The organism is Mycolicibacterium aubagnense, from assembly GCF_010730955.1.
In the GTDB taxonomy this organism is placed as follows: domain Bacteria; phylum Actinomycetota; class Actinomycetes; order Mycobacteriales; family Mycobacteriaceae; genus Mycobacterium; species Mycobacterium aubagnense.
Genome location: NZ_AP022577.1, coordinates 1,313,782 through 1,338,441 on the forward strand (window position 1 = coordinate 1,313,782; position 24,660 = coordinate 1,338,441).

Here is a 24,660-nt window from a genome sequence, read left to right on the forward strand (position 1 = left end):
GGAGAGGCAATGCGCGAGTATTTGCAGTTCTATGTCGACGGACGGTGGGTCGACCCGGTCGAGCTGACCCCACTGGGAGTCGAGAACCCTGCCACGGAAGAGGTCGCGGGCCGCATTGCCCTGGGCTCGGCAGCCGACGTGGACAAGGCGGTCGGGGCCGCCCGGCGCGCATTCGGCTCGTGGTCGCAGACCAGCCGCGAGGAACGTCTCGATGTGCTGCAGGCGATCAGTGCTGAATATCTGAGGCGCCAAGGCGATCTCGCCGAAGCCGTGCGCGAGGAGATCGGCGCCCCGCCGGCCCTCGCTGCCGGCGCCCAGGTACAGCTCGGCATCGGACATCTCATGACCGCGATCGAGGTGCTCAAGAATTTCGACTTTTCGCGCCGGCTCGGCAACACGCTGGTGTCCAGCGAGCCGATCGGCGTCTGTGGGCTGATCACCCCGTGGAACTGGCCACTCAACCAGATTGCCGTCAAGGTGTTCCCGGCATTGGCGACCGGCTGCACCGTGGTGCTCAAGCCCTCGGAGGTCGCCCCGTTCTCGGCGCAGATCTTCACCGAGGTCATCGACGCCGCAGGCGTGCCCGCCGGCGTGTACAACCTGGTCTTCGGCGACGGAGCCGGTGTGGGAGCGGCCATTTCGAGCCATCCGGGCATCGACATGGTGTCATTCACCGGCTCGACGCGCGCCGGTATCGAGGTCGCGAAATGCGCGGCCCCGAGCGTCAAACGGGTCAGCCAGGAGCTCGGCGGCAAGAGCCCGAACATCGTGCTCGACGACGAGGCCTTCGCCACCAGCGTGGCCGCCGGCGTCTCCGCGATGATGCCGAACTCGGGCCAGAGCTGCAATGCGCCGTCACGCATGTTGGTGCCGAACTCCCGCATGGCAGAAGCGGTTTCGATCGCGGCAGAGACCATCGAGGGTGTACAGGTAGCGGATGCCGCCAACCCGAAAGCCATCGGGCCGGTCGCCTCGCGCGCGCAGTTCGAGCGCATCCAGGGCCTCATCGCCAAGGGCATCGCCGACGGCGCGAATCTGGTCGCCGGGGGCGAGGGCCGCCCCGCCGGAGTCGACCGCGGGTTTTATGTCCGGCCAACGGTATTCGCCGACGTGACCAATGACATGACCATCGCCCGCGAGGAGATCTTCGGGCCGGTGCTGTGCATGTTGGGATACGACGACATCGACGACGCCGTCGACATCGCCAACGACACCGAATACGGCCTGGCCGGCTATGTTTCGGGAGCCGACATCGACGCCGCGCGCGCCGTGGCCCGGCGGATCCGGGCCGGCTGGATCTCGATCAACCACGCTTTCGACATGAATGCGCCGTTCGGCGGCTACAAGCACAGCGGCAACGGGCGTGAATGGGGCGAGGCCGGATTCCACGAATACCTGGAAACCAAGAGCGTGCTGGGTCACGGCTAGCGCTCGGTGTCGGTGACCGCGGGCGGCTGAACACATTTCAGCCGCCCGCGGTCTCGCGTTTCACGACGTCAGCATGTTCTGCCAGGTCTTGGGCGCCGACCGGGTGGCCAGATCGGCCTGCCGGGACAGTTCGCCGTCAGGGGCCACGTAGTCCCCCGTGCGCGGGTCGTACTGCGCGTAGCCGACGCCGCCGGTGAACGCGCTCGGAGCCGCCCCGGGCTCATCGGCCGGAGGTACGGCCGGCCGGGGCTCAACCGGGTCGCCACCGGGGATCGGCGGGACGCTACCCGCGTTGCCCGAAGCGCCCGGAGTGGTGATCGGATTCTGTGGCGGCAGCACCGGGTTGTTCGGCGGCGGGCCCGGTGGCGGAGCGCCGGCGGCCGGCCCTTCACCGACCGGGGCATACAGCCCCTGGTCCGGGAACCACCGCGAATCCGGCGGCACGCCTTGCCGTTCCAGGCTGGGGTCACGGGGATACGGCCCGACGACGGGCATCCGCGGCGCCAGCGGCTCGTATTCCTGGTCGCTGTTACATATTTCGGCGGTCGGCGCGAACTTGCCCGGCTTCGTCATGCACGGCGTATTGCGAATACCGCGCACACCTACCGGTGCATCCTGCGGCAACTTGCAGTACACGTCGTCGGGCAGATCCAGCGTGGTGGTGTCATACGCCGGTCGCCACGACGAGGGCGGCAGAAAGCCCAAGGTGCATGGGGGCGGGTCTTCCGCACCGATCCGGAAGCTACCGATACCGAGGCCGGATCCGTTGCGCGACGTGCCATACGAGATCACTGTCGAGACCACCGGCGGCAGCAACACCAGCGCCTGCTCCAGCCCGGGACGATAGGTCACGCCGAGCTGCCCCAACGAGGTCAAGTTGGCCAGCAGTACGGGGACAGTGATTTTCAGCTTGTCGAAGAGCTTGGTCGCGTCGTCTGCCACCGCGGGCCCACGGTCCAGCAGGCTGCGGATCTGGGGATCGTTGGTGACCAACTGATCGGTGACGCCGGTCAGGCTGCCCGACCACACCCGCAGCGAATCTGTGCTCTGCACCTGGGAATCCAGCAGCGGCGAACTGTTCTCGATGAGCTCCCGTACCTTGTCCCGCTGTTCGTTCAGCCCACCGGCCAGTTTCCCGGACGAGTCCGCCAGCGATTGCAGGTCGTAGTCGGCGCCGTTGAACGCCTTGTAGGTTTCGTCGAGCAACTGGTGCAGCTTGTCCTTCGGCAGGGTGGCGACCAGTTCGCTCGCGCGGTCCATCATCGGCCCGATCGGCGGCGGGACGGCGTCGGGCCCGGCCCGCACGACGGAACCGTCGTGCAGATACGGCGCCGAATCGGTGTGTGGCAACAGATCGACGTACTGCTCCCCCACGGCCGACACACTGCGCACCACGGCCGACAGATCCGCTGGGATCTTCGACGACGAGTCGAGCGACATCTGCACGCGCACACCGGTTTTCGTCAGCTCTACGTTGGTGACCCGGCCGACCTCCACGCCGCGGTAGGTGACGTTGCTGAACCGGTACAACCCACCGGTGTCCGGCAGTTCGAGGGTGACGTTGTAGCGCCCGATCCCGGCGAGCGATTGCAGCTGCATGTAGCTGAAGGCCATCACGAAGACCCCGACAATGGAGGCGATCGTGAAGATCACCAACTGGATCCGGACAAAGCGCGACAGCATCAGTGTCCCCCTTGATCCGGCGCCTGGGCCGGCGCCGGGCCGGGCAACGGTGGCGGCGCGACGTCGGGCGGCCGCGGTGCGAGCACCGCGGGCGGCGGCGCCACCCCGATGCCGAGCGGGTCCTTTGTCTGCTCGGCGTATCCGGGATCACCGATCGCGGCCTGAATCCCTTGCGTCGGGTCACCGAAGCGGGTACCCATCCACAGTTCTCGCCGGATGCGCGGCAACGTCAGATCGAGTGTCGCCGACAAGTTCAGATAGTCGCCCTTGATGTAGCGGTCGATGGCCGCCTGCCCGTAGGGGAATGTCGTCGCCATCGCTATCGACTTGTCGATGACAATTCCGACGTCGGCCAGCGAGCGGGTGATGGGTTCCATGTGCCGGAGATTCGCAACGAGGTCGGCCTGGGTGTCGTTGATCAACGAGGTCGCGGTGTCACTGAAGGTCCGCAGTTTCGTCAGTGCCGCCGTGATATTCGGCCGCTGCGCGACCATGACTTCGAGCGCCTGGGGCATGATCCGCAGTGCCTCGGTGACGGCGTCGCGCTGGCCGGCGAACGTACCGATCAGTCCGTTGAGAGCCTTGATCGTGGTGACGATGTCGTCGCGTTGGTCATCGATCGTGCCGACAAACCGGTCCAGCCGGCCGATGAGGTCGCGGATCGATTCCTGGCGGCCGTCGAAGGCGTTGTTGAAGCTGTGGATGATGCCGCCGATCTGACCGACACCACCGCCGTCGACAACCGTCGCCAGGGCGGCCAGCGTGCGCTCGGTCGATGGATAGGTCGACGACTGGTTCAGCGGAATGGTCGTTCCGGGCGCCAACCGACCGGCCGGCGCCGTCCCGGGAACCGGGTCGAGCTCGACGTGCGTCGAGCCGAGCAGGCTGGTCTGCCCGATTTTAGCGACGACGTTGCCGGGCACCACAACGCCCGGCTTGACCAAGATATCGACCTCGGCGTGCCCGTGGACCACCTTCATGGGTCCGACGCTGCCGACCACGACGTCGTCGATCATCACTGGCGAATTCGATTCCAGCGTGCCGACATTGGCGAACTCGGCATGGTAGACCGTCGCTCCCGCGACGCGTCCCGGCGCACCCGGCAGGGGCAGCGAATTCACGCCCTGCCAGGCGCACCCACTCAGCGGCGCCACGGCGCACACTGCCACGGCGAGCGGCCGCCAGACCCGGCGGGTGGTTGCGCGCGTCATGAGGCGGGCCGTTCGGCCGGCAGCAGCATTCCCGGCAGGGTGGCCGGCGGTGGCGGCTCCGGGCCGGAGTAGCCGGGCATCAGTTTCGCTTCGCTGTAGATCAGCTGGTCGGGGCGCGGCGTGGGACCCAAGAACGGGTTGACCGGGATCGGCAGGTAATTGAAGTTCAGCAGTCGGAGCGCCGGACCCAGGTACTCGGCGCACTTCTTCGCGCCTTCCGCCGGATCGCCGCCCTGGATACCCGCGATGGCGCCGCACACGAACTGGGCCGGATTGGAGAACCCGTTGACGGCGAACATGCCGTTGGCGGTACCGGACACCGGGTCGTAGATGTTGTAGAAGTTCGACATCACCGTCGGGAACACGTGCAGGAGCTCTTCGAGTTCTTTCTTGTTCCCGACGAGGGTCTGCGTGACGTCGGTCAAACGGGTCACCGACTCGGCGGTGCGGTTGTTGACGCTCGACATGAAACGCTGGATGTCCCCGACCGCCACCGACAGGTCCGTCAGCGCAGCGTCCAGGTCGGAGCGACTCGAATCGAGAACGCTCGACAGCGTCGCCAAGCGGTCCTCGAACTGCACGATCTCAGTGTTGCTGTTGCGCAACGCCGTCACGAACACCTGCAAGTTCTTGATGGTGTCGACGATGTTTCCACTGCCGTCGGCCAGCACCCGGCTCACTCCCGACAACTGCGCGAGGGTGTCCCGCAGCCGGTCACCGTTGCCGGCCATCGCATTTGCCGCACTGTCGACGAAACGTCCGGCGACGGACGTGTCCCCCGGCTTGGCCGGTCCGAGCTCGGTGACCAGCCTGGTCAGTTGCGCCTTGACTTCGTCCCATTCGACGGGCACGGCTGTGCGCGAGACCGGGATGACCGCCCCCTCCGGCAGCGTGGGACCCGCGGTGCGGTAGGCCGGTGTCAGCTGGACATAACGCGCGGCCACGAGGTTCTGCTGGACGATCACTGCTTTGACGTCCGCCGGGATCGGTACGTCCCGATCCACGTTCAGCGTCAGCTTCACGGTCTGGCCCTGCGGCTGGACATCCGACACCGTGCCGACCTTGACGCCGGACACCCGGACTTCGTCGCCCGAGTACAGACCGGTCACGCGGGTGAAGATGGCGCCGAAGGTCCTGGGTCCGAACATGTTTCGGTATCCGACGTAGATCCCGGCAGCCAGCGCGGCGCTTACCAGTGCCACGGCCAGGATTCGAATCAGCATCCGTCGGGTCATCAGTGCGGCACCTGCCCCACGGTCGGCCCCTCGGTCTCTTCGCGGTTATAGCAATGGTCGAAGCTGTACGGCGGCTTGAATCCGTTGCGTTCACCACCGCAGTTCGGCCACGGGAACAGCGTTCGGGGCTGTACTCCAAGTGCCGCATCGATGAAGGGCTGTATCTCATGTCCGTCAATCAGATTGGCGACGAACGCGTTGTAGTACCCGCCGTTGTTGACCGCTTCGCCCTGAGTCATCACGACCTTCTTCAGACCCGGGATCGCCTTCGCGATGTTGTCCTTGTTCTTCTCCAGCACGGCCACCACCGAATTGAGGCGATCCAGCGCCGGCGCCAGCTGCGCTTCGTTGTCATGCACCAGGGCCGACAGCTGCTTGGCCACCGCCGAGGTGTTGGCCAGCAGCGTCACGATGGCCTCGCGCCGCTCCACCAGCATGCCGAGCAGCGAATTGGCGTTCAGAATAAGGGTGTTCAGCTGGTCGCTGCGCTGTGACAGCACGTTTGTGACGTCCGCCGCACTCTTCAACAGCTCCGACAGCGATTGATTGCGGTCGTTCAGCGTCCGCGACAGTCTGGCCACCCCATCGAAGGTCGGCCCCAACTGAGGCGCTATCTGGTCCAGGGTCTGTGACAACAGGTCCAGCGACTGGCCCAGCTGGTTGGTGTCGGTCCCGGCGGTGTTCTTCGTCAGCTCATTGACGGCGTCGGTCAGCGAATACGGTGACGACGTGCGGGAAATCGGGATCACCGACCGCGGCTTGAGCGGCTTGTCGCCCGCCGACACCAGGGCGAGCGTGCGCGCTCCCAGCAGTGTTCCGGTCCGGATGTGGGCGGCGGTGTCCAAGCCGAGAGACACCCGGCTGTCAACCGTGAAATCCACTACCGCGTCACCGTTTTCCAGTGACACTTTCGAGACCGTGCCGACCTTCATGCCCGACACCACGACGTTGTTGCCAACCTCCAGGCCGCCCGCCTCCGAGAACACCGCCGAGTACCGCACCGACATCGCCCAGTCCTTGAACTTGTCCGGCGACAGACCGACCAGGATCACCAGGATCACGGTCACGACGCCGATGATGCCGACGCGGATGAGTCGTGCACTGCCATACTTCAGCATCTACTGGCACCTCCCCGCGTTGGACCTGACCCACGGCAGGACGACGACCCGGCCCTCGCGGTCGTTGACCCGCACCGTGAGGTCGCAGATGTAGTACTGGATCCAGCTGCCATATGCGCCGGTTCGCGCTTCTTTGCGGTAGTTCTCGGGTGCGCGTTGCAGTGCGGTGTCCAGGGTCTGCTTGTCCTGGTCCAGGTTATTGCCGAGCCGCAGCAGCTGGTTCACCGTGCCGGCCAACGGCTTTCGCGTCTGGCTGAGTAGATCCGAGATCGTTGCCGTGCCCTTGTCGAGCGAGTCGATGGCAGCACCGACCGGATCCCGGTCTGCCGACAACCCCGTCACCAGACGCTCCAGCCGGTCGACAGCGGTCGAGAACTTGTCCCCGTCGCGCGCCATGGTCCCGATGAGCACCTTCAGGTTGTCGATCAGCTGGGTGATCACCTCGTTGTTGTCCGCCAAGGAACCGCTGAACGAAGACGTATGCGCCATCAGCGAATTGATGCCGTCGGCCTGTCCTTGAAAGACCTGCAGCAGCGACGACGTCAAGGCGTTGACATCCTGAGGGTTGAGGCCCTGCACGACAGGCTTCAGACCGCCCAGCAGGAGATCCAGGTCGAGTGCCGGTGCTGTCCGCTCCAGCGGGATCGTGGATCCGGCGGGCAGCACCTGGGTGGGTCCGGGCCCGTCGACGAGGTCGAGATAGCGATCACCGACGAGATTCAGGTACCGCACCTCGGCGCGGGTGCCGGCGGTGACCGGGATGGAGTTGTCGGCGTTGAACGAGACGGTGACCTTGCGGTCGTCACCGAGATCGAGGCCGGTGACGGTGCCGACCCGGATGCCGGCGACCCGGACAGAGTTCCCGGCCCGCAGGCTCGATGCGTCGGCGAACACCGCCTTGTATTCCTTGGTGGATCCGGTTCGCGTCTCGCCGAGCACCATGAACAGGAACCCCGACGCGATCATCATGACCACGGCGAAGATGGCGAACTTGACCGCTGCCCCACGTGCGTTCATCGTCCGGGTTGTCCGATCTGTGGGGTGTTGCGCGGCGGCCCATCGATGGGGCCGTACAGCAGCTGCTTGAGGCCGTCGCTGTTGAGAATGATGTTCTGGTTGCCGTACTTGAACGGGTTGGTGCCGGTGTCGGTCACGACGTAGTTCGGATGCTGTTCGAAGGCCACGGGCAACACCTCGCAACGTGGACCGCCTTTGGCGGCCACCTTCGGCAGATCGCCCGGGTAGCGGTACCGCTCATGGCCCCACAAGAAGCTCGCCGACAGCGGCAACCCACCGGGGGCGGGATCCTGGGGCTGAGACCCGAAGTCCGCCAATCCCTTCAGTGAACAGGTGAGTGCGGGGTTGTACTCGTCGAACAGCCCGGAGAGCGGCAGGAAGAGGCGTAACACGTTGGCCAGCCCCTGGTGGTTCGCGGCGATGAACTCGTTGCCGGTGTCGGCGAAAGTGCTCATGCTCTTCAGCGTGGCATCGAGGTCCTTCTGCTTCTCGACGATGGACTTGCTGATCCTGGTCGCGTTGCGGGTGATCTGCACGAGATCATTCGCGGCGGCGTTGTAGGAGTCGAGCACCGTTGGCGCAGTGGATATCTCCGACTGCATGGTCGGCAGTGCCGGTTCGATCGTGGCAAGCAGGTTGTCGGCGTTGACAAGCGTCTGCCCGAAATCGTTGCCGCGGCCGGACATTCCGCGCGAGAGCGCGCCGAGGGTTTCGTTCAACTTGGCGGGTTCGACTTCGGCCAGGACCGAGGTCAGTTGTTCGAACACTGTGTTGATCTCCACGGTGACGTGGTCGGCCGACACCACCGCGCCCGCCACCAGGGGTTTCGGCGACGGGGTCTCGGGCGCTTTGAATTCGACGAATTTCGCACCGAACGCGGTGGATGAGGCGATGTCGACCGTGGCGTTCGCCGGGATGAGCCCGAGTTGATCGGGGTTCATCTCCAGGTGCAGCTCGGCCTTGCCATCGGTCCGCTCGTCGATCGAGGCGACGCGGCCGACCTCCACGCCGCGCATCTTCACCTTCGCGTCCGGGTTCATCACAAGGCCTGCTCGCTCGGCCAGTACCGTCACCGGCACCGACCCGGTGAACTCTCCGCTGAACCGGGCCAAGGCGAAGGCGACGAGGGCCGCGATCACGATGACGACCCCGGCCCCGGCCAGCAGCCGTGCAGAATTTCTTGTCATCCCACCTCTACCGTCTGTCCTTCGCGCAAGCGCTCATCACCCGGACAAGTTGAAGTTGCCGTTGGTGCCGTAGATCGCCAGGGAGACCAGCAAGGTCACCGAAACGGTCGCGATGAGTGACGTACGCACGGCGTTGCCGACCGCGACACCCACGCCGGACGGTCCGCCGGAGGCGAAGAATCCGTAGTAGGTGTGGATCAGCAAGATCACGAGCGCCATCAGGATCGCTTGCACGAAGGACCAGAGCAGGTCGACCGGATTGAGGAACGTGGCGAAGTAATGGTCGTAGAGGCCGGCGGACTGACGGAACAGGTACACGGTGACGAACCGGCTGGCCAGGAACGAGAGGATCACGGCGATCGCGTACAGCGGCACGATCGCGACCATGCCCGCGACGATGCGCGTCCCGACCAGATACGCCACCGACGGGATGGCCATGGACTCCAGGGCGTCGATCTCCTCGTTGATCCGCATCGCGCCCAGTTGCGCGGTGGCCCCCGCGCCGAAAGTCGCCGCCAAACCGATGCCGGCGATCACGGGCGCGGAGATGCGGACGTTGATGAATGCCGCCAGGAATCCGGTCAGCGCCTCGATGCCGATATTGCCCAGCGAGCTGTAACCCTGCACCGCCAGCGTGCCGCCGGCCGCCAGGGTCAGGAAGCCCACAATGACCACCGTTCCGCCGATGAGAGCCAATGTGCCTGCGCCCATGCTGATCTCGGCGACCAGCCGGATGGTTTCGCGGCGGTAGCGCAGCGCGGCGAACGGCGCTCCCACCAGAGCCATCCAATAGAACATGCCGTGGTCGCCGATGCTGCCCAGGACGCCCGCGGGCTTGCGTAGCAACGCCAGCAGCCTCGGGAACCGGTGGCGCAGGATCACCTGTGTCGACATGACAGCCTCATTTCACCGTCATCCGGATACCGATCGCGGTCACGACGACGTTGACGACGAACAACGCCATGAACGCGTAGACCACCGTCTCATTGACCGCATTGCCAACGGCTTTGGCGCCACCACCGGATATCGTCAGGCCGCGGTAGCACGCGATCAGCCCGGCGATCAGCCCGAACAGCGCGGCCTTGATACACGAGATGATCAGCTCGGGCACTCCGGTCAGGAGCGTGATGCCGGCCCCGAATGCGCCCGGGTTCACATCCTGGACGAACACCGAAAACACGTAGCCGCCAAGGATTCCGATGATGCAGACCAGACTGTTCAGCAGCAGGGCCACGATTCCGGAGGCCAACATCCGCGGTGTCACCAGACGCTGGACGGGGTTGATGCCCAGCACCTCCATCGCCTGAATCTCCTCGCGGATGGTGCGGGAACCGAGATCGGCGCAGATCGCGGTGGCGCCCGCACCCGCGACGATGAGCACCGTGACCATCGGCCCGACCTGGGTGACCGCACCGAACGCCGCACCGGCCCCGGACAGGTCGGCAGCGCCGAGCTCACGCAGCAGGATGTTGAGGGTGAAGCTCACCAGCACGGTGAACGGGATCGCCACCAGCAACGTCGGGAGCAGCGAAACCCTTGCGATGAACCAGGATTGGTTCAGGAACTCCTGGAGATGAAACGGTCGCTGGAAGATGAACCCGAAGGCATCGGCGCCCATGGAGAACAGGCCGCCGACGGCCTGCATCGGCTTGCCGAAGCCACGGCCGAGCGCCGGCAACCCGGACGACCAGTGGTCCTGTCCTTTATTCGCGACCATCGGCCGGCCCTTCCAGAGTGGTCACCGCGGACACCGCGGTCGGGCCACCGAGGTTGTGAGCCAACCCGATTCGCGCGCCGGCGGTGGCGACGTTTCTCACACGTCCCCCTCACCAGTCGGCAACATTGGGAACCCCGATGTGGAGCGAGTATTCCTCACGCAGCCACCCGTTCGGGCACAAATGCACATCCGTGTTCGGGGGCTCCGGACCGGACGTCAGACATCGGCGCAGCACATCATGCGACCACCGTGGCGAATGTCTTCGACTCGAGGAACTCCTCGAGTCCCGCAGCTCCCATCTCTCGTCCGATGCCCGACTGCTTGTAGCCACCAAATGGGCTGTCGGGGCTGAAGTAGTTGCCGCCGTTGATGGAGAACGTTCCGGTCCGGATGCGGCGCGCCACCGCCAGCGCGCGGTCCTGGCCGCCGAACACCGCGCCCGAGAGTCCGTAGATGGAGTTGTTGGCGATCCGCACCGCGTCGTCGTCATCGTCGTACGCGATCACCGCGAGCACCGGGCCGAAGACCTCGTCCTGAGCGATCTCGCTGTCGGGGTCGACGTTCGTCAGCAGCGTCGGTGTGTAGAAGTAGCCGGGGTCGACCTTCTCACCGCCGGTCACCAGCGTCGCCCCGGCCTCGACGGCGCGCTTGACCATGCCGTCGACTTTGTCCCGCTGCTTTTCACTGATCAAGGGACCCATGTAGGTCGTGGCGTCAGCCGGGTCGCCGTAACGCACGAGAGCGAAGTTGTTCTTGACCAACTCGACGATCTCGTCCTGGTGGGCCCGCGGCACCAGTAGCCGGGACGTCAGGGCACAGCCCTGGCCGGCGTGGGTGACCATGCTGAACGCGGAGAACATGGCCGCGGTGTTGAAGTCGGCGTCGTCGAGCACGATCGCCGCGGACTTTCCGCCGAGTTCGAGGAACACGCGCTTGAGGGTGTCGCTGGCGGCCGCCATGATGCGCCGGCCCGTCGGCGTCGAACCCGTGAACGTCACCATGTCGACGTCGGCGCTACTGGTCAGCGCCGCACCGACAGCGGGGTCGGCGCCGCTGAGCACGTTGACCACACCCGCCGGGATGTCGGTGTGACCCGCGATCAACTCCCCCAACGCCAGTGTGACCAGCGGGGTGTCCGGCGCGCCTTTGAGAATGACGGTGCATCCGGCGGCCAGGGCGGGCGCCAACTTCGCCAGCGCCAACTGATTCGGGTAGTTGTAGGCGATGATCGCGGCCACCACCCCGCCGGCTTCCTTCTCTACCCAGCGGTGGTGCTGCATACCGCGGATCTCGATGTTGCCGAGGTCTTCGGTCATCGAAAAGGTCTTCAGCAGTTCGGCGTAGTAGCGCACGATGTCGATGGGCTGGTCGAGTTGCGCCCCCGCACACAGTGCCGCGGTGGCACCGACCTCGGCGATCGTGAGCGCGGCGAGCTCCTCGCGGTGCTCGAGCAAAGCGCGATGGAGCTGTTCCAGACAGCGGACCCGGAAGTCGACGTTCGTCGACCAGTCGGTGGCGTCGAAGGCCCGGCGGGCAGCGGCCACGGCCGCCTCGGCGTCGGCCACGGTGGCGTCGGGGGCATGTCCCAGCACTTTCCCCGTGGCGGGGTTCAGGGAGGCGAACGTGCGCTCAGACGTGAGGAGCCGGCCGTCGATCAACAGTCGTCGGTCGGCGGCGCCGGGTGGTGCATCGCCTTGCCGTGTGCCGACTGCCTCAGCGGTATCCTGCGGCATCCGTCCTCCTCGCTTGCGGGAATGCCATTCTCATTTCGTGGAAACATTACATTCAAGAAGCGAGAATGTGAACGAGATTGTGCGGACGGATTTGCCTTCGAGGCTCTACCGTATGTCTATGACGCCGCGAGCCTGGACCGTCTTGAAGAAGTTCGCAACATTTGCCGCCACCATCGCGGTGGCGGGCCTGGTACCGATGGCCGCCGCGCCGCTCGCCGCCGCCGACGAAAAGCCGTTGGGCGACAACAGTGAGCGCCTGAAGTTCTACGGCACCGAGGTGGGCGGCGGCCTGTTCGACGGCCGCACCTTGATCGGCAAACCGACCGTCATCTGGTTCTGGTCGCCACCGTCACTCTGCGGGATCTGCCTGGCCGAAGCCCCTGTCATCAGCCGCGTTGCGGCCGCCAACCCGCAGGTCAGCTTCCTCGGGATCGCCGGCCGAGGCGCGGTCGGAAGCATGCGCAGCATTGCCGCCGACAACAACCTGAAGTTCCCCAACCTGACGGATGCCAACGGTCAGCTGTGGCAGGCCTTCTTCGTTCCGTGGCCACCGGCATGGGCTTTCATCCGCCCCGACGGTGATGGCTACCTGATCAACGACATCACCTCGCCGATGACCGAGGATGCGCTGGCCGCCCGGGTCGCGGCACTCACCGCCGCCTGAGACAGGCCAATCAACTCGCCCGAGCGAGCGAGAATGTTATTCTCGCAATTTGAGAGCCGACCCGATATCCGGTCGGCCCACCACCTGACGGAGCTGCCGGTGATCGCCCTCCACCTCCGCGGACTCGCGTTCGCCGCGTGCCTCGCCGCCGCTACGCTGGCGGCGCCGCCGGCCATGGCCGACCAGGGCGAGGACTACCTGCTCCAAGAGCTGCGGAAAACGAACCTGAAGTGGATGGCGCCGGGCGGAGAACCGGAGATTCTGGGCATCGGCTACGACATCTGCAACGACTGGGCCGCGGGGGTGCCGTATGCCGACGAGGTCGCCGGACGCATCGGCCCGCCCGGCTGGTGGTCACAGCGCAACGCCCGGTTCTTCATCGCACTATCCACGCGGTCGTTGTGCCCGGGCTTCTTCCTGAACAAGGTGCCGCCGGCGGACCAGGAACTGATCGTGCAGCCCGAGCGCGCCTGGCCGCCGGATCCGCTGCCGCGGAACTGACCACCAGACACAAAGACCGCCGAAGCCGAAGATGGCGCCGCCGACAGGTTCGCCGGCGGCGCCATCTCGCGGGTGGCGTCGACTCAGACAGTGACGAGCCGGGCGAGGTTGCCGCCCATGATCTTTGCCTGATCGTCGACCGGCAGGTGCTGCAGCGCGGTCACGTAGTGCGTCGGCTCAGCCAGACCTTCGGGGTGTGGCCAGTCGGAGCCATAGAGCACCTGGTCCACGCCCACGAGGTTGATCAAGTCGTCGATGCCCTCCTCATAGAAGGGGCTGACGTGGATGCGGTTCTTGATCTCCTCCATCGGATTACCGAGGAAGGCCTCGGGCGCCTTCTTGTAGACCTCGGCCATCTGATCGAGCAGCGGGAACATCCACTTCGACCCGGCCTCGACGATGCCGACCTTCAGCCTGGGGTGCCGGAACAGCGCACCGTGGATCACCCACGAGGCCACCGCGTCCTGGATCGGACGCCACTCGTTGAGGATGGCCATCGCGTTGGTCTGGAACGGCAGCATCTCCTGCGCCGCACCGTCCCACTCCGAGGTGTAGCGGGAGTAGCCGCTGTCGGATGAGTGCATGCCGATGAAGACGTCGTACTCGACGCACTTCTCCCAGAACGGATCGAACTCGGGCAGCGCGAACGACCGCGGCCCGCGGAATCCCGGCACCGGCGCCGGGCAGACCAGGATGGCGCGCGCACCGCGCTTGACGCACCATTCGAGCTCCTCGATGGCCTTCTCCACGATGGGAAGCGTGATCACCGGGGTGGTGAAGATGCGGTTCTTGTAATTGAAGCCCCACACCTCGTCCAGCCACTGGTTCAACGAATGGATGAGAACGTGGATGGCAACCGGATCGTCGCGCAGCCGTTCTTCGATCAGGCTGGCCAGGGTCGGGAACATCAGGGTGCGGTCGAGGCCCAGCTGATCCATGAGCTCGAGACGCGGAGCCGGCTCGAAGAAGGCAGGGATGGCCTTCATCGGCTCACCGAAGAGCTCGCGCCGGGTCTTGCCCTCCGGGTTGCCGTACTTGAAGTACTCCTCCCAAGCGCCCGGCCGTGCCACCACCGAGAACGTGGGGTTCGGGATGTAGTTGCTGATCTGACCCCGGATCGCGATCTTGGTGCGACCGTTGACCTCGACGTACTGGACGACGTCCTTGTACTCCTTCGGCAGGTATTTGGTCAGCGCCTCCGGCGGCTCATAGAGGTGATTGTCCGCGTCGAACAGCGGAAACGGAATATCGACCCGATGCGACAGTTGTCCCATGAAATTCTCCTTCGCGAATCATGAGAATCTTATTCTCATATGACGCGAACACGCAATCGCTTCCACGGGGTTACCGAGCGGACAGCTAGTTCTCGGTGGCCGGATCGAGCTTGCGAAGGTGCCGATCGAAGTACGCGAGGATCTCGTCGTGACCGACGGAGACCCCGAGTGCGGCCTCCATGGTCAACAGCTGCGACATCCCGACGATGAGGGAGATCGCCACGATCGGGGGCAACTCGTCGGCGTCGATGCCGTATTTCGCCAAAACCGAGCCGACCAGCTCGGCCTGCCCTTCCAGGAACTGCTGCGCGGCACCGGCAATCTCGGATCCGAGCTCCTTGCGGTGGTTGGCCAGCGCCGCGTATTCCATGATCAGCGCGGTGTCGCGGTTCTCGATGAGGAAGGTCCACAGCGCCCGCAGCGGGTTCGGCGCCAGCAGGATCATCGACTGCGCCGCCAGGCCCTGCTCGGTTCTGCGCCGGAAAGCGGCCAGGAACAGATCGTCCATGGTGCGGAAGTAGTAGTGGACCAGTTGCGGCTTGAGACCGGCCCGTTCGGCCACCCGCCGGGACGTCACCGCGGCGTAACCCTCGTCGAGCATCAACGCCTCTGCGGCATCCAGTAGCGCCCCGCGATTCTTCGACTCGGGTCCGCCAATCCTTCGCTCCGATGCCATGCCGTCTCAGTCCGTTCTCGATCGCCGCCGCGCCGATCGTAATTGTCCACATCCCGCCGTGTGACCTTGACCACGCCACAACCCAGATGCTAAGCAAGTGCCCAGCACTTTGGTTGCAATTCGATGCCTGGAGGCCAGCCCACACATGACGAACTTCGACGAGGTCGACTACTACACCGACCAGTCACTGGTGCCCGACCCGCACCCGTACTTCGACCATCTGCGCAACAAGTGCCCGGTGACGCGGGAGAACCACTACGGCGTGGTAGCCGTGACCGGCTGGGAAGAGGCCAACGCGGTTTACAAGGATGCCGACTCGTTCTCCGCATGTGTCGCCGTGACCGGACCGTTCACCCCACTCCCGTTCACCCCCGAGGGCGACGACATCTGCGCCCAGCTCGCCGAGCACCGCACCGCCATCCCGATGTACGAGCACATGATCACCATGGATCCGCCCGAGCACACCCGCGCCCGCTCGCTGCTGTCCCGGCTGCTGACGCCCAAGCGCCTCAAGGAGAACGAGGACTTCATGTGGCGGCTCGCCGACCGTCACATCGACGAGTTCATCGCCGACGGCAAATGCGAGTTTTTGGCTTCGTACGCGCGGCCGTTCTCTTTGCTCGTCGTCGCCGACCTGCTGGGTGTCCCCGAGGAGGACCACGAGGAGTTTCGTCAGGCGTTCGGCGCCGAGCGCCCCGGCAGCCGCGTCGGCGCGCTCGACCACGAACCGCTCGCGTCCAACCCGCTGGAATGGGCCGACGAGAAAGTCGGTCAGTACCTCGAAGAACGTCGCAGTCACCCCCGCGACGACGTGCTGACCTCGCTGGCCACGGCCAAGTACGAAGACGGTTCGACGCCGGAGATCAGCGACGTCGTCAAGACCGCGACGTTCCTCTTCGGCGCCGGCCAGGAAACGACGGCCAAGCTGCTCACCGCGGCCATGCGCTTCCTCGGCGAGCAACCCGAGCTCCAAAAGCGGTTGCGTGAGGACCGCAGCCGCATCCCGAACTTCGTCGAAGAATGCTTGCGCATGGAAAGTCCGGTCAAAACGCTGCACCGGTTGGTTCGCAAGTCGACGAAGGTCGGCGACATCGACACCCCGGCCGGCACCGTGGTCATGATCAGCCCCGGCGCGGTCAACCGTGATCCACGGCGGTTCGACCAGCCCCACGAATTCCAGTTGGACCGCAAGAACGTTCGCGAGCACCTGGCCTTCAGCCGGGGCGTGCACTCCTGCCCGGGGGCACCGCTGGCCCGCGTCGAAGGCCGGGTGTCGTTGGAGCGGATTCTGGACCGCCTGGGCGACATTCAGCTCGACGAGGCCGCCCACGGTCCCGATGGAAACCGGCGCTACAACTACGAGCCGACCTTCGTGCTGCGCGGCGTCACCGACCTCAGCATCAACTTCACTCCGCTCGCCGCCAGGGCCTGAGCCGGCGGCGCACGTGGGTCGGCACCGCGAATGTGCACACAGATCGTGAAATTCGGCACGATGACGATCTATTCGAACATTCGCGGTGGCCCGGCGTCACGTGACCGCGCCCGCCGACTTGAGTTCGATGATCCGGTCCCAGTCCATGCCGAGCTCCAGCAGGATCTCCTCGGTCTGCTCGGCGAAACCGGGCGCCGGCCCGGTCTGCGGCGGAGCGACGTCGAATTGCACCGGGTTGGCGACCAATTCGAGTTCTCCCGCCTGCACCAGGTAGTCGTTGGCCCTGACCTGGGCGTCCTTGGCAGCCTGCAGTGTGTCCTGGACCGGGGCCCACGGACCGGAGAGGGTGGCGAACCGCTCGCGCCACTCTGCCAGCGTCTTGGTCGCCATCGCCTTGCCCAGAATCTCTACGGCCACTGCGGTATTGGTCGCGATGTCCTGCGCCGTCGCGAACCGCGGATCGTCGATGTACTCGTCCAGTTCCATGTGCCGGCACACGTCGGCCCAGAACTTGGTCGGCTGCATCATGACCAGAGAGATGATCCGCCCGTCGGCCGTTTCGTAAAGGCCCACAAGTGGATTGACAGGCGAACCGTGCACGCCAGGGGGCGGCGCCTCCATCAGCTGGCCGAGGTGGGACGTCAGCGCGACGGTGTGGCCCATGGACCACAGTCCGCTGCCCAGCAGCGAGACGTCGACGATCGACGGCACGCCGGTGCGCTCCCGCTTGAACAGCGCCGCCGCGATCCCACCGGCCAGGTTGGTCCCGGAAATGGTGTCACCGTAGGCCGGTCCCGGCGGCGCGATCATGCCCGGCATGCCGGGCGGTGTGATGGTCGCGGCAGTGCCGGCCCGGCACCAGAACGCCGTCATGTCGTAGCCGCCCTTCTCGGACTCCGCCCCGCGCGGACCCAGCGCGCTGCCGCGCGCATAAATGATCGCCGGGTTGACGGCCCGGATGTCGTCGACGTCGATGGCGAACTTCCTGCGGTGCCCGGGCAGAAAACTGGTCAGGAAGACATCGGCACGACGCGCCAGCTCCAGCAGGACCTCACGCCCCTCGGGGACCGCCATGTCGAGCCCGATGCTCCGCTTGCCGCGATTGGCGTGTTCGATGTTGGGGTTCGGGTCCCCCTCGACGCGCAGCGTCCCGGTCTGCCGGAGGCCGCGCTGCGGATCGCCGGTCACCGCGTGCTCGACCTTGATCACATCAGCGCCCCATTCGCCGAGCACCGCACCGCCCGACGGCACGAACCCGTACATCGCGACTTCCAGGACTCGGACACCATCCAAGGGCCCCATTCGACCTCCTCTGTTGAGAACCCAATTCTTCGATTTCGGCAATCTTACTCGCACAGAACATGTTTTCCGACAGGTGATCGGCTATGGAACCGACAGCGAAAAGACCGTCTGCGACGCAGTCCTAGACCTTCGGCGCAGTTAGGAGCCATTATCGGCGGTTCTGTTGCGGGACAGCGAAGCTGGAGAGTATCGTTCTCAAAATCGGAAGGGAGATTTCTCTCAGTGATCTACAACGGTGCCCCGTCATGAAGAATGCCGTCGTTACCGGAGGTGGGTCCGGCATCGGTCGCGCCATCGTGGCGCGCCTACGGGCCGATGGCTTGAACGTCGCGACCCTTGACCTCAACCCGTCAGACGACGACTTCGGCTTCACCGCCGACGTCACCGACCGCGCTCAGGTCGATGCCGCGCTCGACGGAATCCGGGACAAGCTCGGCCCCATCACCGTGTTGGTGAACTCCGCCGGGCTGGAGAAGTTCAAGCGGTTCACCGACCTGGAATTCCAGGACTGGCAGCGCGTGATCGACGTCAACCTCAACGGCGTCTTCCACTGCATCCAGGCGGTGCTGCCGGACATGCTGGCGGCCGGCTGGGGCCGGATCGTCAACATCTCATCGTCGAGCACCCATTCCGGACAGCCCTACATGTCGCCGTACGTAGCCGCCAAGTCGGCCGTCAACGGCTTGACCAAATCGCTGGCGCTGGAGTACGGGCCCGCGGGAATCACCGTGAACGCCGTACCGCCCGGCTTCATCGACACTCCCATGCTGCGCAAGGCCGAAGAGCGCGGGTACCTGAAGGTCCAGCAGAGCATCGAAGCGACACCCGTGCGCCGCATCGGCCGGCCCGAGGACATCGCTGCCGCATGCGCGTTCTTGATCTCCGACGAGGCCGGCTACATCACGGGGCAGATTCTGGGCGTCAACGGCGGACGAAACACCTAGCGAAGGAAGGCTTTTCAATGACTTCAGCGGGACGAGTAGCGGGCAAAGTCGCCTTCATCACCGGCGCGGCGCGGGGCCAGGGCCGCAGTCACGCGGTCCGACTGGCCGAAGAGGGCGCCGACATCATCGCCGTCGACCTGTGCGAGGACATCGAGTCCATCGGATACCCGATGGCCTCGCCCGAGGACCTCGACGAGACCAGGAACCTGGTGGAGAAAACCGGCCAGCGCATCGTCACCGCGCACGCCGACGTCCGCGAGGTGACGCAACTGGGGACGGCCCTCGAGGCGGGCCTGTCGGAGTTCGGCAAAGTCGACATCGTCCTCGCGCAGGCCGGTATCGCCGGCATGAAAAGCGATGTCCCCCTTCAGGCCTGGATCGACACGATCAACACCAACCTGATCGGCACCATCAACGCCATCCAGGTCTGCCTCCCCCACCTCAAGGAGGGCGCCGCGATCGTCGCCACCGGCTCGACCGCCGCTCTGATGGACGCTCACCTGAAGATGAACCCGGGCAACGACATCGGCGGTTTCGCCTACATGACGTCGAAACGGCTGCTCTCCCAATATGCTCACGACCTGGCCACCGAGCTCTCGCCGCGCGGCATCCGCCTGAACGTGGTGCACCCCACCAACGTGAACACCGCGATGCTGCAGAGCCCGCCGATGTACAAGTCGTTCCGGCCCGATCTGCCGAATCCGACACGTGAGGACGCCGAGCCGGCCTTCGGCATCCAGCAGGCCATGAAGGTCAACTTCGTGGAGCCGGAGGACATCAGCAACGCCATCCTGTGGCTGGTCTCCGACGAGGCCCGCTACATCACCGGCACCCAGTTGCGGGTGGACGCCGGCGGTTACCTCAAGTGGTACGACTACCACGTCTGATCGGGAGTGACAGTGAAGGTTTGGGTTGACGGGCAGCGCTGCCAGGGCCACACGCTGTGCGCGATGATCGCGCCGGATGCGTTCGTGCTCAATGACATCGACGGCACGTCGTCACCGGTTGACGAGGTCGTGGCGCCGGGGCTCGAGGACGCGGTCCGCGAGGCCGCGCACTCCTGCCCCGAGCAGGCCATCACGATCGAAGACTAACGAGAGCCAGACCGCGCATGAGACCAGCAGGGAGACAGGAACTTTGAGCGTCCAGGACGAGCGCAAGAAGGACACCTTCCACTTCGACCGGCACACCCCGGAGTACCGGCTGCAGTTCGAGCAGATCACCGAGGAGATGCAGGCGCAGTGCCCGGTGGCCTGGACAGACACCTATAACGGGCACTGGGTGGCGGCCGACAGCAGGCATGTCTTCGAGTTGGCACGCTGTCCCGTCGTGTCCAATCACCACGACGTCAGCGGTGCGACACCGTTCCAGGGCATCACCATTCCAAAAGCCAGCCGCGCCAGCGTCGTTCGCGGTGGCATCCTCGAGATGGACGAGCCCGAGCACAGCACCTACCGCGGCGCGCTGAACCCCTACCTCTCCCCCGCCGCGATCAAGCGGTGGGAGCCGTTCGTCGACGAGATCACCCGCGCCGCGCTGGATGAACACATCGAGTCGGGCCGGATCGACTTCGTCGAGCATCTCGCCAATGTGGTGCCTGCGGTGTTCACGCTGGCGATGATGGGTATCGAACTGAAGAAGTGGAACGTCTACAGCGAGCCCACGCACGCATCGGTGTACACGCCCGAGCACGCGCCCGAACGCGAGAAGATCAACGAGCAGCACCGCGAGATGGGCATCGACATCATCAACAACATGATGGAGATCCGGCAGAACCCGCGGCCCGGCCTGGTCAACGCGATGCTGCAGTTGCGGATCGACGGCGAACCGGCCCCCGACCTGGAAATCCTGGGGAATCTGGGCCTCATCATCGGTGGCGGCTTCGACACCACGACCGCGCTCACCGCCCACGCGCTGGAATGGCTCGGCGAACACCCGGACGAGCGCGAGCGACTCAGCCGCGACCGCGCCACTCTGCTCAACCCCGCCACCGAGGAATTCCTGCGCTTTTTCACCCCTGCCCCGGGCGACGGCCGCACGTTCTCCGACGATGTCGAGGTCGAAGGCCAGCAGTTCAAGCGCTACGAGCGGCTGTGGCTGTCGTGGGCGATGGCGAACCGCGACCCGGCGGTGTTCGATCGGCCCAACGAGCTGGTCATGGATCGAAAAGGTAACCGGCACTTCAGCTTCGGCATCGGTGTGCACCGCTGCGTCGGATCAAACGTGGCGCGCACCGTGTTCAAGTCCATGCTGACGGCGGTGTTGGACCGAATGCCCGACTACGTGTGTGAACCCGAAGGCACTGTGCACTACGACAGCATCGGCGTCATCCAGGGCATGCGGAATCTGCCGGCCCACTTCACCCCTGGTGAGCGCCTGGGCCCCGGCCTCGACGAGACGCTGGGAAAGTTGCAGCGCATCTGTAACGAACAGGAACTGGCCCGGCCCATCACCGAGCGCAAGGAAGCGGCCGTCATCTAGGTCCGTCAACTAGGTTTGGACTTGACCCTCACGCGACGTGAGGGACCAGGCTGATCGACGTGACGCAGGAGATGCCGGTGGACGGACTCACCGTGGGCGAAGTCGCTGAGCGATTTGGCATCACGGTCCGGACCCTTCACCACTACGACGACATCGGGCTGTTGATCCCCAGTCGGCGGACCGCCTCGGGTTACCGGGTGTACACCTCGGCCGACCTGACGCGCTTGTCCCAGATCATCGTTTACCGCCGGCTCGATTTTTCTCTCGATGAGATCGCGAGTCTGCTCGATGCGGGCAACGAGGTCAGCCACCTGATGCGCCAGCGCGAACGCGTCATGTCCCGGCTCGATGAGATGAAATCTCTCGTCGAGGCCATCGATCTGGCATTGGAGAAAGCAATGACAAACAACCCTATGACCGACGCCGACATGCGTGAACTCTTCGGTGACGGGTTCGACGACTATCAGGCGGAGGCCGAGCAGAAGTGGGGTGAGACCGAGGAGTGGAAGGAATCGCAGCGCCGGGCCAGGTCCTACGGCAAGGAAGACTGGGTGCGGATCAAGGCCGAGGGAGAGGCTGTCGAGAAGGCACTGTCCGACGCCTTCCGCGCCGGCCTTCCGGCCGACTCCCAGGAGGCGATGGACGCGGCGGAGCAGCACCGGCTCCACGTCAATCGGTGGTTCTACGACTGCCCACCGGCCTTCCACCGGAACCTCGGCGACATGTATGTCAGCGATCCCAGGTACGTCGCCACCTACGACGAATCATTCGGGCTGCCGGGCCTCGCGGCCTACTGCCGTGAGGCGATCCACGCGAACGCGGCCCGAACCGGCCACTGACCGGTTCGGGCCGCGCACCGGCGTCAGCGTGGTCGCGGCAGGCCGAGTACGTGCTGGGCGATGATGTTGCGCTGAATCTCGGAGGTGCCACCGGCGATGGTGCCGCCGAAGCTGCGGGCATAGCGCTCGAACCAGCTGACGAAGTAGTGGTCCAGGTTCATGTGCTCGTACCGGCCCGACGTCGAGGGGTGGTTGAGTCCCTCGATTCCCGCTGCCGACAGGGCATTCTCGAGGGCGGTGCGCTCCGCCTCGGACCCGAGGAGTTTGAGTACCGACACCGACTGCGTGTCCATCTCGCCTCGGGAGGCCCGGGCCAGCGCCGCCGAACCCATGGCGCGCAGGGCGTGGTAATCCATGATGGTCGTGGCGTACTGGTCGCGCTCGAGTGCCGTGCGCGGCCGGAAGTCGGCGATCATGTTGGCGATCCGGTCGGCGAAACCCAACCACATCATGGTGCGCTCGTGTCCGAGCGAACCGTTGGCCACACCCCAGCCGCCATTGAGTGGGCCGACGAGGTTCTCCGCCGGAACCCTTGCGTCCGTGAAGAAGACCTCGTTGAAGTCCAGGTTTTCCTGGCTGCACAGGTCCGCGAACGGCCGGCACACCACACCGGGGGTGTCGGTCGGGATGATGAGCACGCTGATGCCCTTGTGCTTCGGGGCATCCGGGTCGGTACGGACGAACGTCAGCAGGAAGTCCGCGTCGTGTGCGCCCGACGTCCACACCTTCTGTCCATTGACGACGAAGTGGTCACCGTCCGGCACCGCGCGCGTGCGCAACGAGGCCAGATCGGATCCGGCGCTCGGCTCGCTCATGCCGAGTGACGCGGTCTTCTCGCCGCGGAGTACCGGCACCGCCCAGCGGTGCTTCTGTTCCTCGTTGCCGAACGTGAGCAACGACGCCGCAATGATATTCACGCCCTGGGGGTTGAAGCTGTGGTAAATCCGGCGGCGGCACAACTCGTCCAGATGGACGAATTGCTGCACCACCGTGGCGTTGCGCCCGCCGAACTCGGGCGGCTGCGCGGGCAGTAGCCAGCCGTTGTCGAACAGCAGCCGCTGCCAGTCACGCGCCCACTGCGGCATGTGCGACACCGACCGGGGCCGCTCCAAAGTCTCTGTCTCCGTTGGCAGATGCTCATCGAGGAACGCCGCGAACTCGGCGCGGAAGGCCTCGACGTCGGCGTCATACGAGAGTTGCACGGTACTCCTCAGCGATCATTGCGCGGTGTTCTGCGGCGCCGCCGAGCATCAGCTCGCCGGCCTTGGCCCGCTTGAGCGCGAACTGCAGGTCGTTCTCCCAGGTGAACCCCATGGCACCGAACGACTGCAGACCCTGGCGGAACACCAGGGCCTGGCACTCTCCCGCCGATGCCTTGGCCATCGCCGAGGCGAGGCGGCGCCGCGGATCGTCGACACTGATCGTCAGCGCGGCGAAGTAGGAGAGCGCCCGGGCCCGTTCGATGGCGACGTGCATGTCCGCGGCCTTGTGCTGCAGCGCCTGGAACGACCCGATCGGCACACCGAACTGCTGGCGTTCCTTGATGTGCTCCAACACCAGGTCGAGGATGCGCTGGCAGGCACCGACCATGTGCACCGCCATACCGGTCAGTGCGACGTGACGGCCGCGCTCGGCATCGGTCCCGAGACGCTCCGAGTCGGGCACCTGCACTCCGTCGAACGACAGGTCGGCGAGGTGCAGCACCGGGTCGAACACGAGGTCCCGCCGCACGCCCACCGCCGAAGCATCGACGAGGAAGACGCCGGCCTCCGTCACAACGGCGAGCCGTTCGGCGCGATCGCCGTCGAGCACATAGCGAGCGGTGCCGTCCAGCGCCCAACCCCGGCCGTCGCGGCGCGCCGAAACTCCTTGGTAGACCGCAGTACCCGCTTGTTGCGGGTCGAAGCGATCACCGGCCAACGGCGCGAATTGGGTCATCGTGGCCAGAAACGGCGTGGGGTCGGTAGCCCGCCCGAGCTCCTCGAGCACGATCGCCAACTCGACCGCGTTCTCGGGGTCGGCCATCTCGGTCCAGCCCGCATCCACCCATGTTCCCCAGAGCGGAGCCGGGTCGGCGTCGTACTCGGCGATGGCCCGGATCAATGTCGGTGGGCACTGCTTGGTTACGGCATCCCGGACGGTCTCCTGCCATAACCGCTGATCAGCGTCGAACTCCAAAAGCATGCGGCGCCTCCTATGGCTAAATTCGGTCGCGAAG

The 24,660-nt window shown here is 65.5% G+C and carries 23 protein-coding genes; 9 read left to right on the forward strand and 14 right to left on the reverse strand.

Annotation, left to right across the window (positions count from 1 at the left end):
• Positions 1–9: 9 nt before the first annotated feature.
• A complete protein-coding gene (locus tag G6N59_RS06435) occupies positions 10–1,428 on the forward strand; it encodes an aldehyde dehydrogenase family protein (RefSeq protein WP_138231317.1) in 1,419 nt (472 codons plus the stop codon).
• A 60-nt stretch (positions 1,429–1,488) separates the two neighbouring features.
• On the opposite strand, the gene G6N59_RS06440 is transcribed toward G6N59_RS06435, so the two are convergent.
• The 9 genes from G6N59_RS06440 to G6N59_RS06480 form a co-directional block, all read right to left on the reverse strand.
• Positions 1,489–3,111: an MCE family protein gene (locus G6N59_RS06440; RefSeq protein WP_138231318.1), complete on the reverse strand. Its 1,623-nt coding sequence runs from the start codon at positions 3,109–3,111 to the stop codon at positions 1,489–1,491.
• Positions 3,111–4,322: an MCE family protein gene (locus G6N59_RS06445; RefSeq protein ID WP_138231319.1), complete on the reverse strand. Its 1,212-nt coding sequence runs from the start codon at positions 4,320–4,322 to the stop codon at positions 3,111–3,113. Before G6N59_RS06445 ends, G6N59_RS06440 begins: the two co-directional genes overlap by 1 nt.
• On the reverse strand, positions 4,319–5,557 hold the full coding sequence (locus G6N59_RS06450; RefSeq protein ID WP_138231320.1) for an MCE family protein: 1,239 nt from the start codon (positions 5,555–5,557) through the stop codon (positions 4,319–4,321). Before G6N59_RS06450 ends, G6N59_RS06445 begins: the two co-directional genes overlap by 4 nt.
• A complete protein-coding gene (locus G6N59_RS06455) occupies positions 5,557–6,675 on the reverse strand; it encodes an MCE family protein (protein ID WP_138231321.1) in 1,119 nt (372 codons plus the stop codon). Before G6N59_RS06455 ends, G6N59_RS06450 begins: the two co-directional genes overlap by 1 nt.
• Positions 6,676–7,692, reverse strand: a complete 1,017-nt coding sequence (locus G6N59_RS06460) for an MCE family protein (RefSeq protein WP_138231322.1) — start codon at positions 7,690–7,692, stop codon at positions 6,676–6,678. It abuts the gene before it with no gap.
• Positions 7,689–8,879, reverse strand: a complete 1,191-nt coding sequence (locus G6N59_RS06465) for an MCE family protein (RefSeq protein WP_138231323.1) — start codon at positions 8,877–8,879, stop codon at positions 7,689–7,691. Before G6N59_RS06465 ends, G6N59_RS06460 begins: the two co-directional genes overlap by 4 nt.
• Positions 8,880–8,915: 36 nt before the next feature.
• On the reverse strand, positions 8,916–9,773 hold the full coding sequence (locus tag G6N59_RS06470; RefSeq protein ID WP_138231324.1) for an ABC transporter permease: 858 nt from the start codon (positions 9,771–9,773) through the stop codon (positions 8,916–8,918).
• A gap of 7 nt (positions 9,774–9,780) precedes the next feature.
• Complete coding sequence (locus G6N59_RS06475) at positions 9,781–10,596, reverse strand: MlaE family ABC transporter permease (protein WP_138231325.1); 816 nt, start codon at positions 10,594–10,596, stop codon at positions 9,781–9,783.
• 236 nt (positions 10,597–10,832) lie between these two features.
• On the reverse strand, positions 10,833–12,329 hold the full coding sequence (locus tag G6N59_RS06480) for an aldehyde dehydrogenase family protein (RefSeq protein ID WP_138231326.1): 1,497 nt from the start codon (positions 12,327–12,329) through the stop codon (positions 10,833–10,835).
• Positions 12,330–12,447: 118 nt separating this feature from the next.
• On the opposite strand from G6N59_RS06480, the gene G6N59_RS06485 reads away from it, so the two are divergent.
• Positions 12,448–12,993, forward strand: a complete 546-nt coding sequence (locus G6N59_RS06485; protein ID WP_138231327.1) for a thioredoxin domain-containing protein — start codon at positions 12,448–12,450, stop codon at positions 12,991–12,993.
• A gap of 99 nt (positions 12,994–13,092) precedes the next feature.
• Complete coding sequence (locus G6N59_RS06490) at positions 13,093–13,494, forward strand: DUF732 domain-containing protein (protein ID WP_163911033.1); 402 nt, start codon at positions 13,093–13,095, stop codon at positions 13,492–13,494.
• Positions 13,495–13,577: 83 nt separating this feature from the next.
• Here G6N59_RS06490 and G6N59_RS06495 read toward each other — a convergent pair whose 3' ends face one another.
• Positions 13,578–14,768: an amidohydrolase family protein gene (locus G6N59_RS06495; RefSeq protein ID WP_138231329.1), complete on the reverse strand. Its 1,191-nt coding sequence runs from the start codon at positions 14,766–14,768 to the stop codon at positions 13,578–13,580.
• Positions 14,769–14,853: 85 nt separating this feature from the next.
• Positions 14,854–15,444, reverse strand: coding sequence for a TetR/AcrR family transcriptional regulator (locus tag G6N59_RS06500; protein WP_138231330.1), 591 nt, complete (start codon positions 15,442–15,444; stop codon positions 14,854–14,856).
• A gap of 145 nt (positions 15,445–15,589) precedes the next feature.
• Here G6N59_RS06500 and G6N59_RS06505 point away from each other — a divergent pair, with 145 nt between their 5' ends.
• On the forward strand, positions 15,590–16,876 hold the full coding sequence (locus G6N59_RS06505) for a cytochrome P450 (protein ID WP_138231331.1): 1,287 nt from the start codon (positions 15,590–15,592) through the stop codon (positions 16,874–16,876).
• Between the two features lie 96 nt (positions 16,877–16,972).
• Here the strand turns inward: G6N59_RS06505 and G6N59_RS06510 are convergent, their stop codons facing one another.
• Complete coding sequence (locus tag G6N59_RS06510) at positions 16,973–18,178, reverse strand: CaiB/BaiF CoA transferase family protein (protein WP_138231332.1); 1,206 nt, start codon at positions 18,176–18,178, stop codon at positions 16,973–16,975.
• A gap of 245 nt (positions 18,179–18,423) precedes the next feature.
• On the opposite strand from G6N59_RS06510, the gene G6N59_RS06515 reads away from it, so the two are divergent.
• From G6N59_RS06515 to G6N59_RS06535, 5 genes are all read left to right on the forward strand, one after another.
• Positions 18,424–19,122 carry an SDR family NAD(P)-dependent oxidoreductase gene (locus G6N59_RS06515; RefSeq protein WP_138231333.1) on the forward strand — a complete coding sequence of 233 codons (699 nt, stop codon included), beginning with the start codon at positions 18,424–18,426 and terminating at the stop codon, positions 19,120–19,122.
• Positions 19,123–19,139: 17 nt separating this feature from the next.
• Positions 19,140–20,009 carry a mycofactocin-coupled SDR family oxidoreductase gene (locus G6N59_RS06520; protein ID WP_138231334.1) on the forward strand — a complete coding sequence of 290 codons (870 nt, stop codon included), beginning with the start codon at positions 19,140–19,142 and terminating at the stop codon, positions 20,007–20,009.
• A 12-nt stretch (positions 20,010–20,021) separates the two neighbouring features.
• Complete coding sequence (locus tag G6N59_RS06525) at positions 20,022–20,216, forward strand: ferredoxin (protein WP_138231335.1); 195 nt, start codon at positions 20,022–20,024, stop codon at positions 20,214–20,216.
• 43 nt (positions 20,217–20,259) lie between these two features.
• Positions 20,260–21,603 carry a cytochrome P450 gene (locus G6N59_RS06530; protein WP_138231336.1) on the forward strand — a complete coding sequence of 448 codons (1,344 nt, stop codon included), beginning with the start codon at positions 20,260–20,262 and terminating at the stop codon, positions 21,601–21,603.
• A 77-nt stretch (positions 21,604–21,680) separates the two neighbouring features.
• Complete coding sequence (locus G6N59_RS06535) at positions 21,681–22,442, forward strand: MerR family transcriptional regulator (protein ID WP_138231421.1); 762 nt, start codon at positions 21,681–21,683, stop codon at positions 22,440–22,442.
• A 23-nt stretch (positions 22,443–22,465) separates the two neighbouring features.
• Here the strand turns inward: G6N59_RS06535 and G6N59_RS06540 are convergent, their stop codons facing one another.
• Both G6N59_RS06540 and G6N59_RS06545 read right to left on the reverse strand, forming a co-directional pair.
• Complete coding sequence (locus tag G6N59_RS06540; protein ID WP_138231337.1) at positions 22,466–23,644, reverse strand: acyl-CoA dehydrogenase family protein; 1,179 nt, start codon at positions 23,642–23,644, stop codon at positions 22,466–22,468.
• Complete coding sequence (locus tag G6N59_RS06545; protein ID WP_138231338.1) at positions 23,628–24,626, reverse strand: acyl-CoA dehydrogenase family protein; 999 nt, start codon at positions 24,624–24,626, stop codon at positions 23,628–23,630. The genes G6N59_RS06540 and G6N59_RS06545 overlap by 17 nt, the downstream gene beginning before the upstream one ends.
• Positions 24,627–24,660 lie beyond the last annotated feature (34 nt).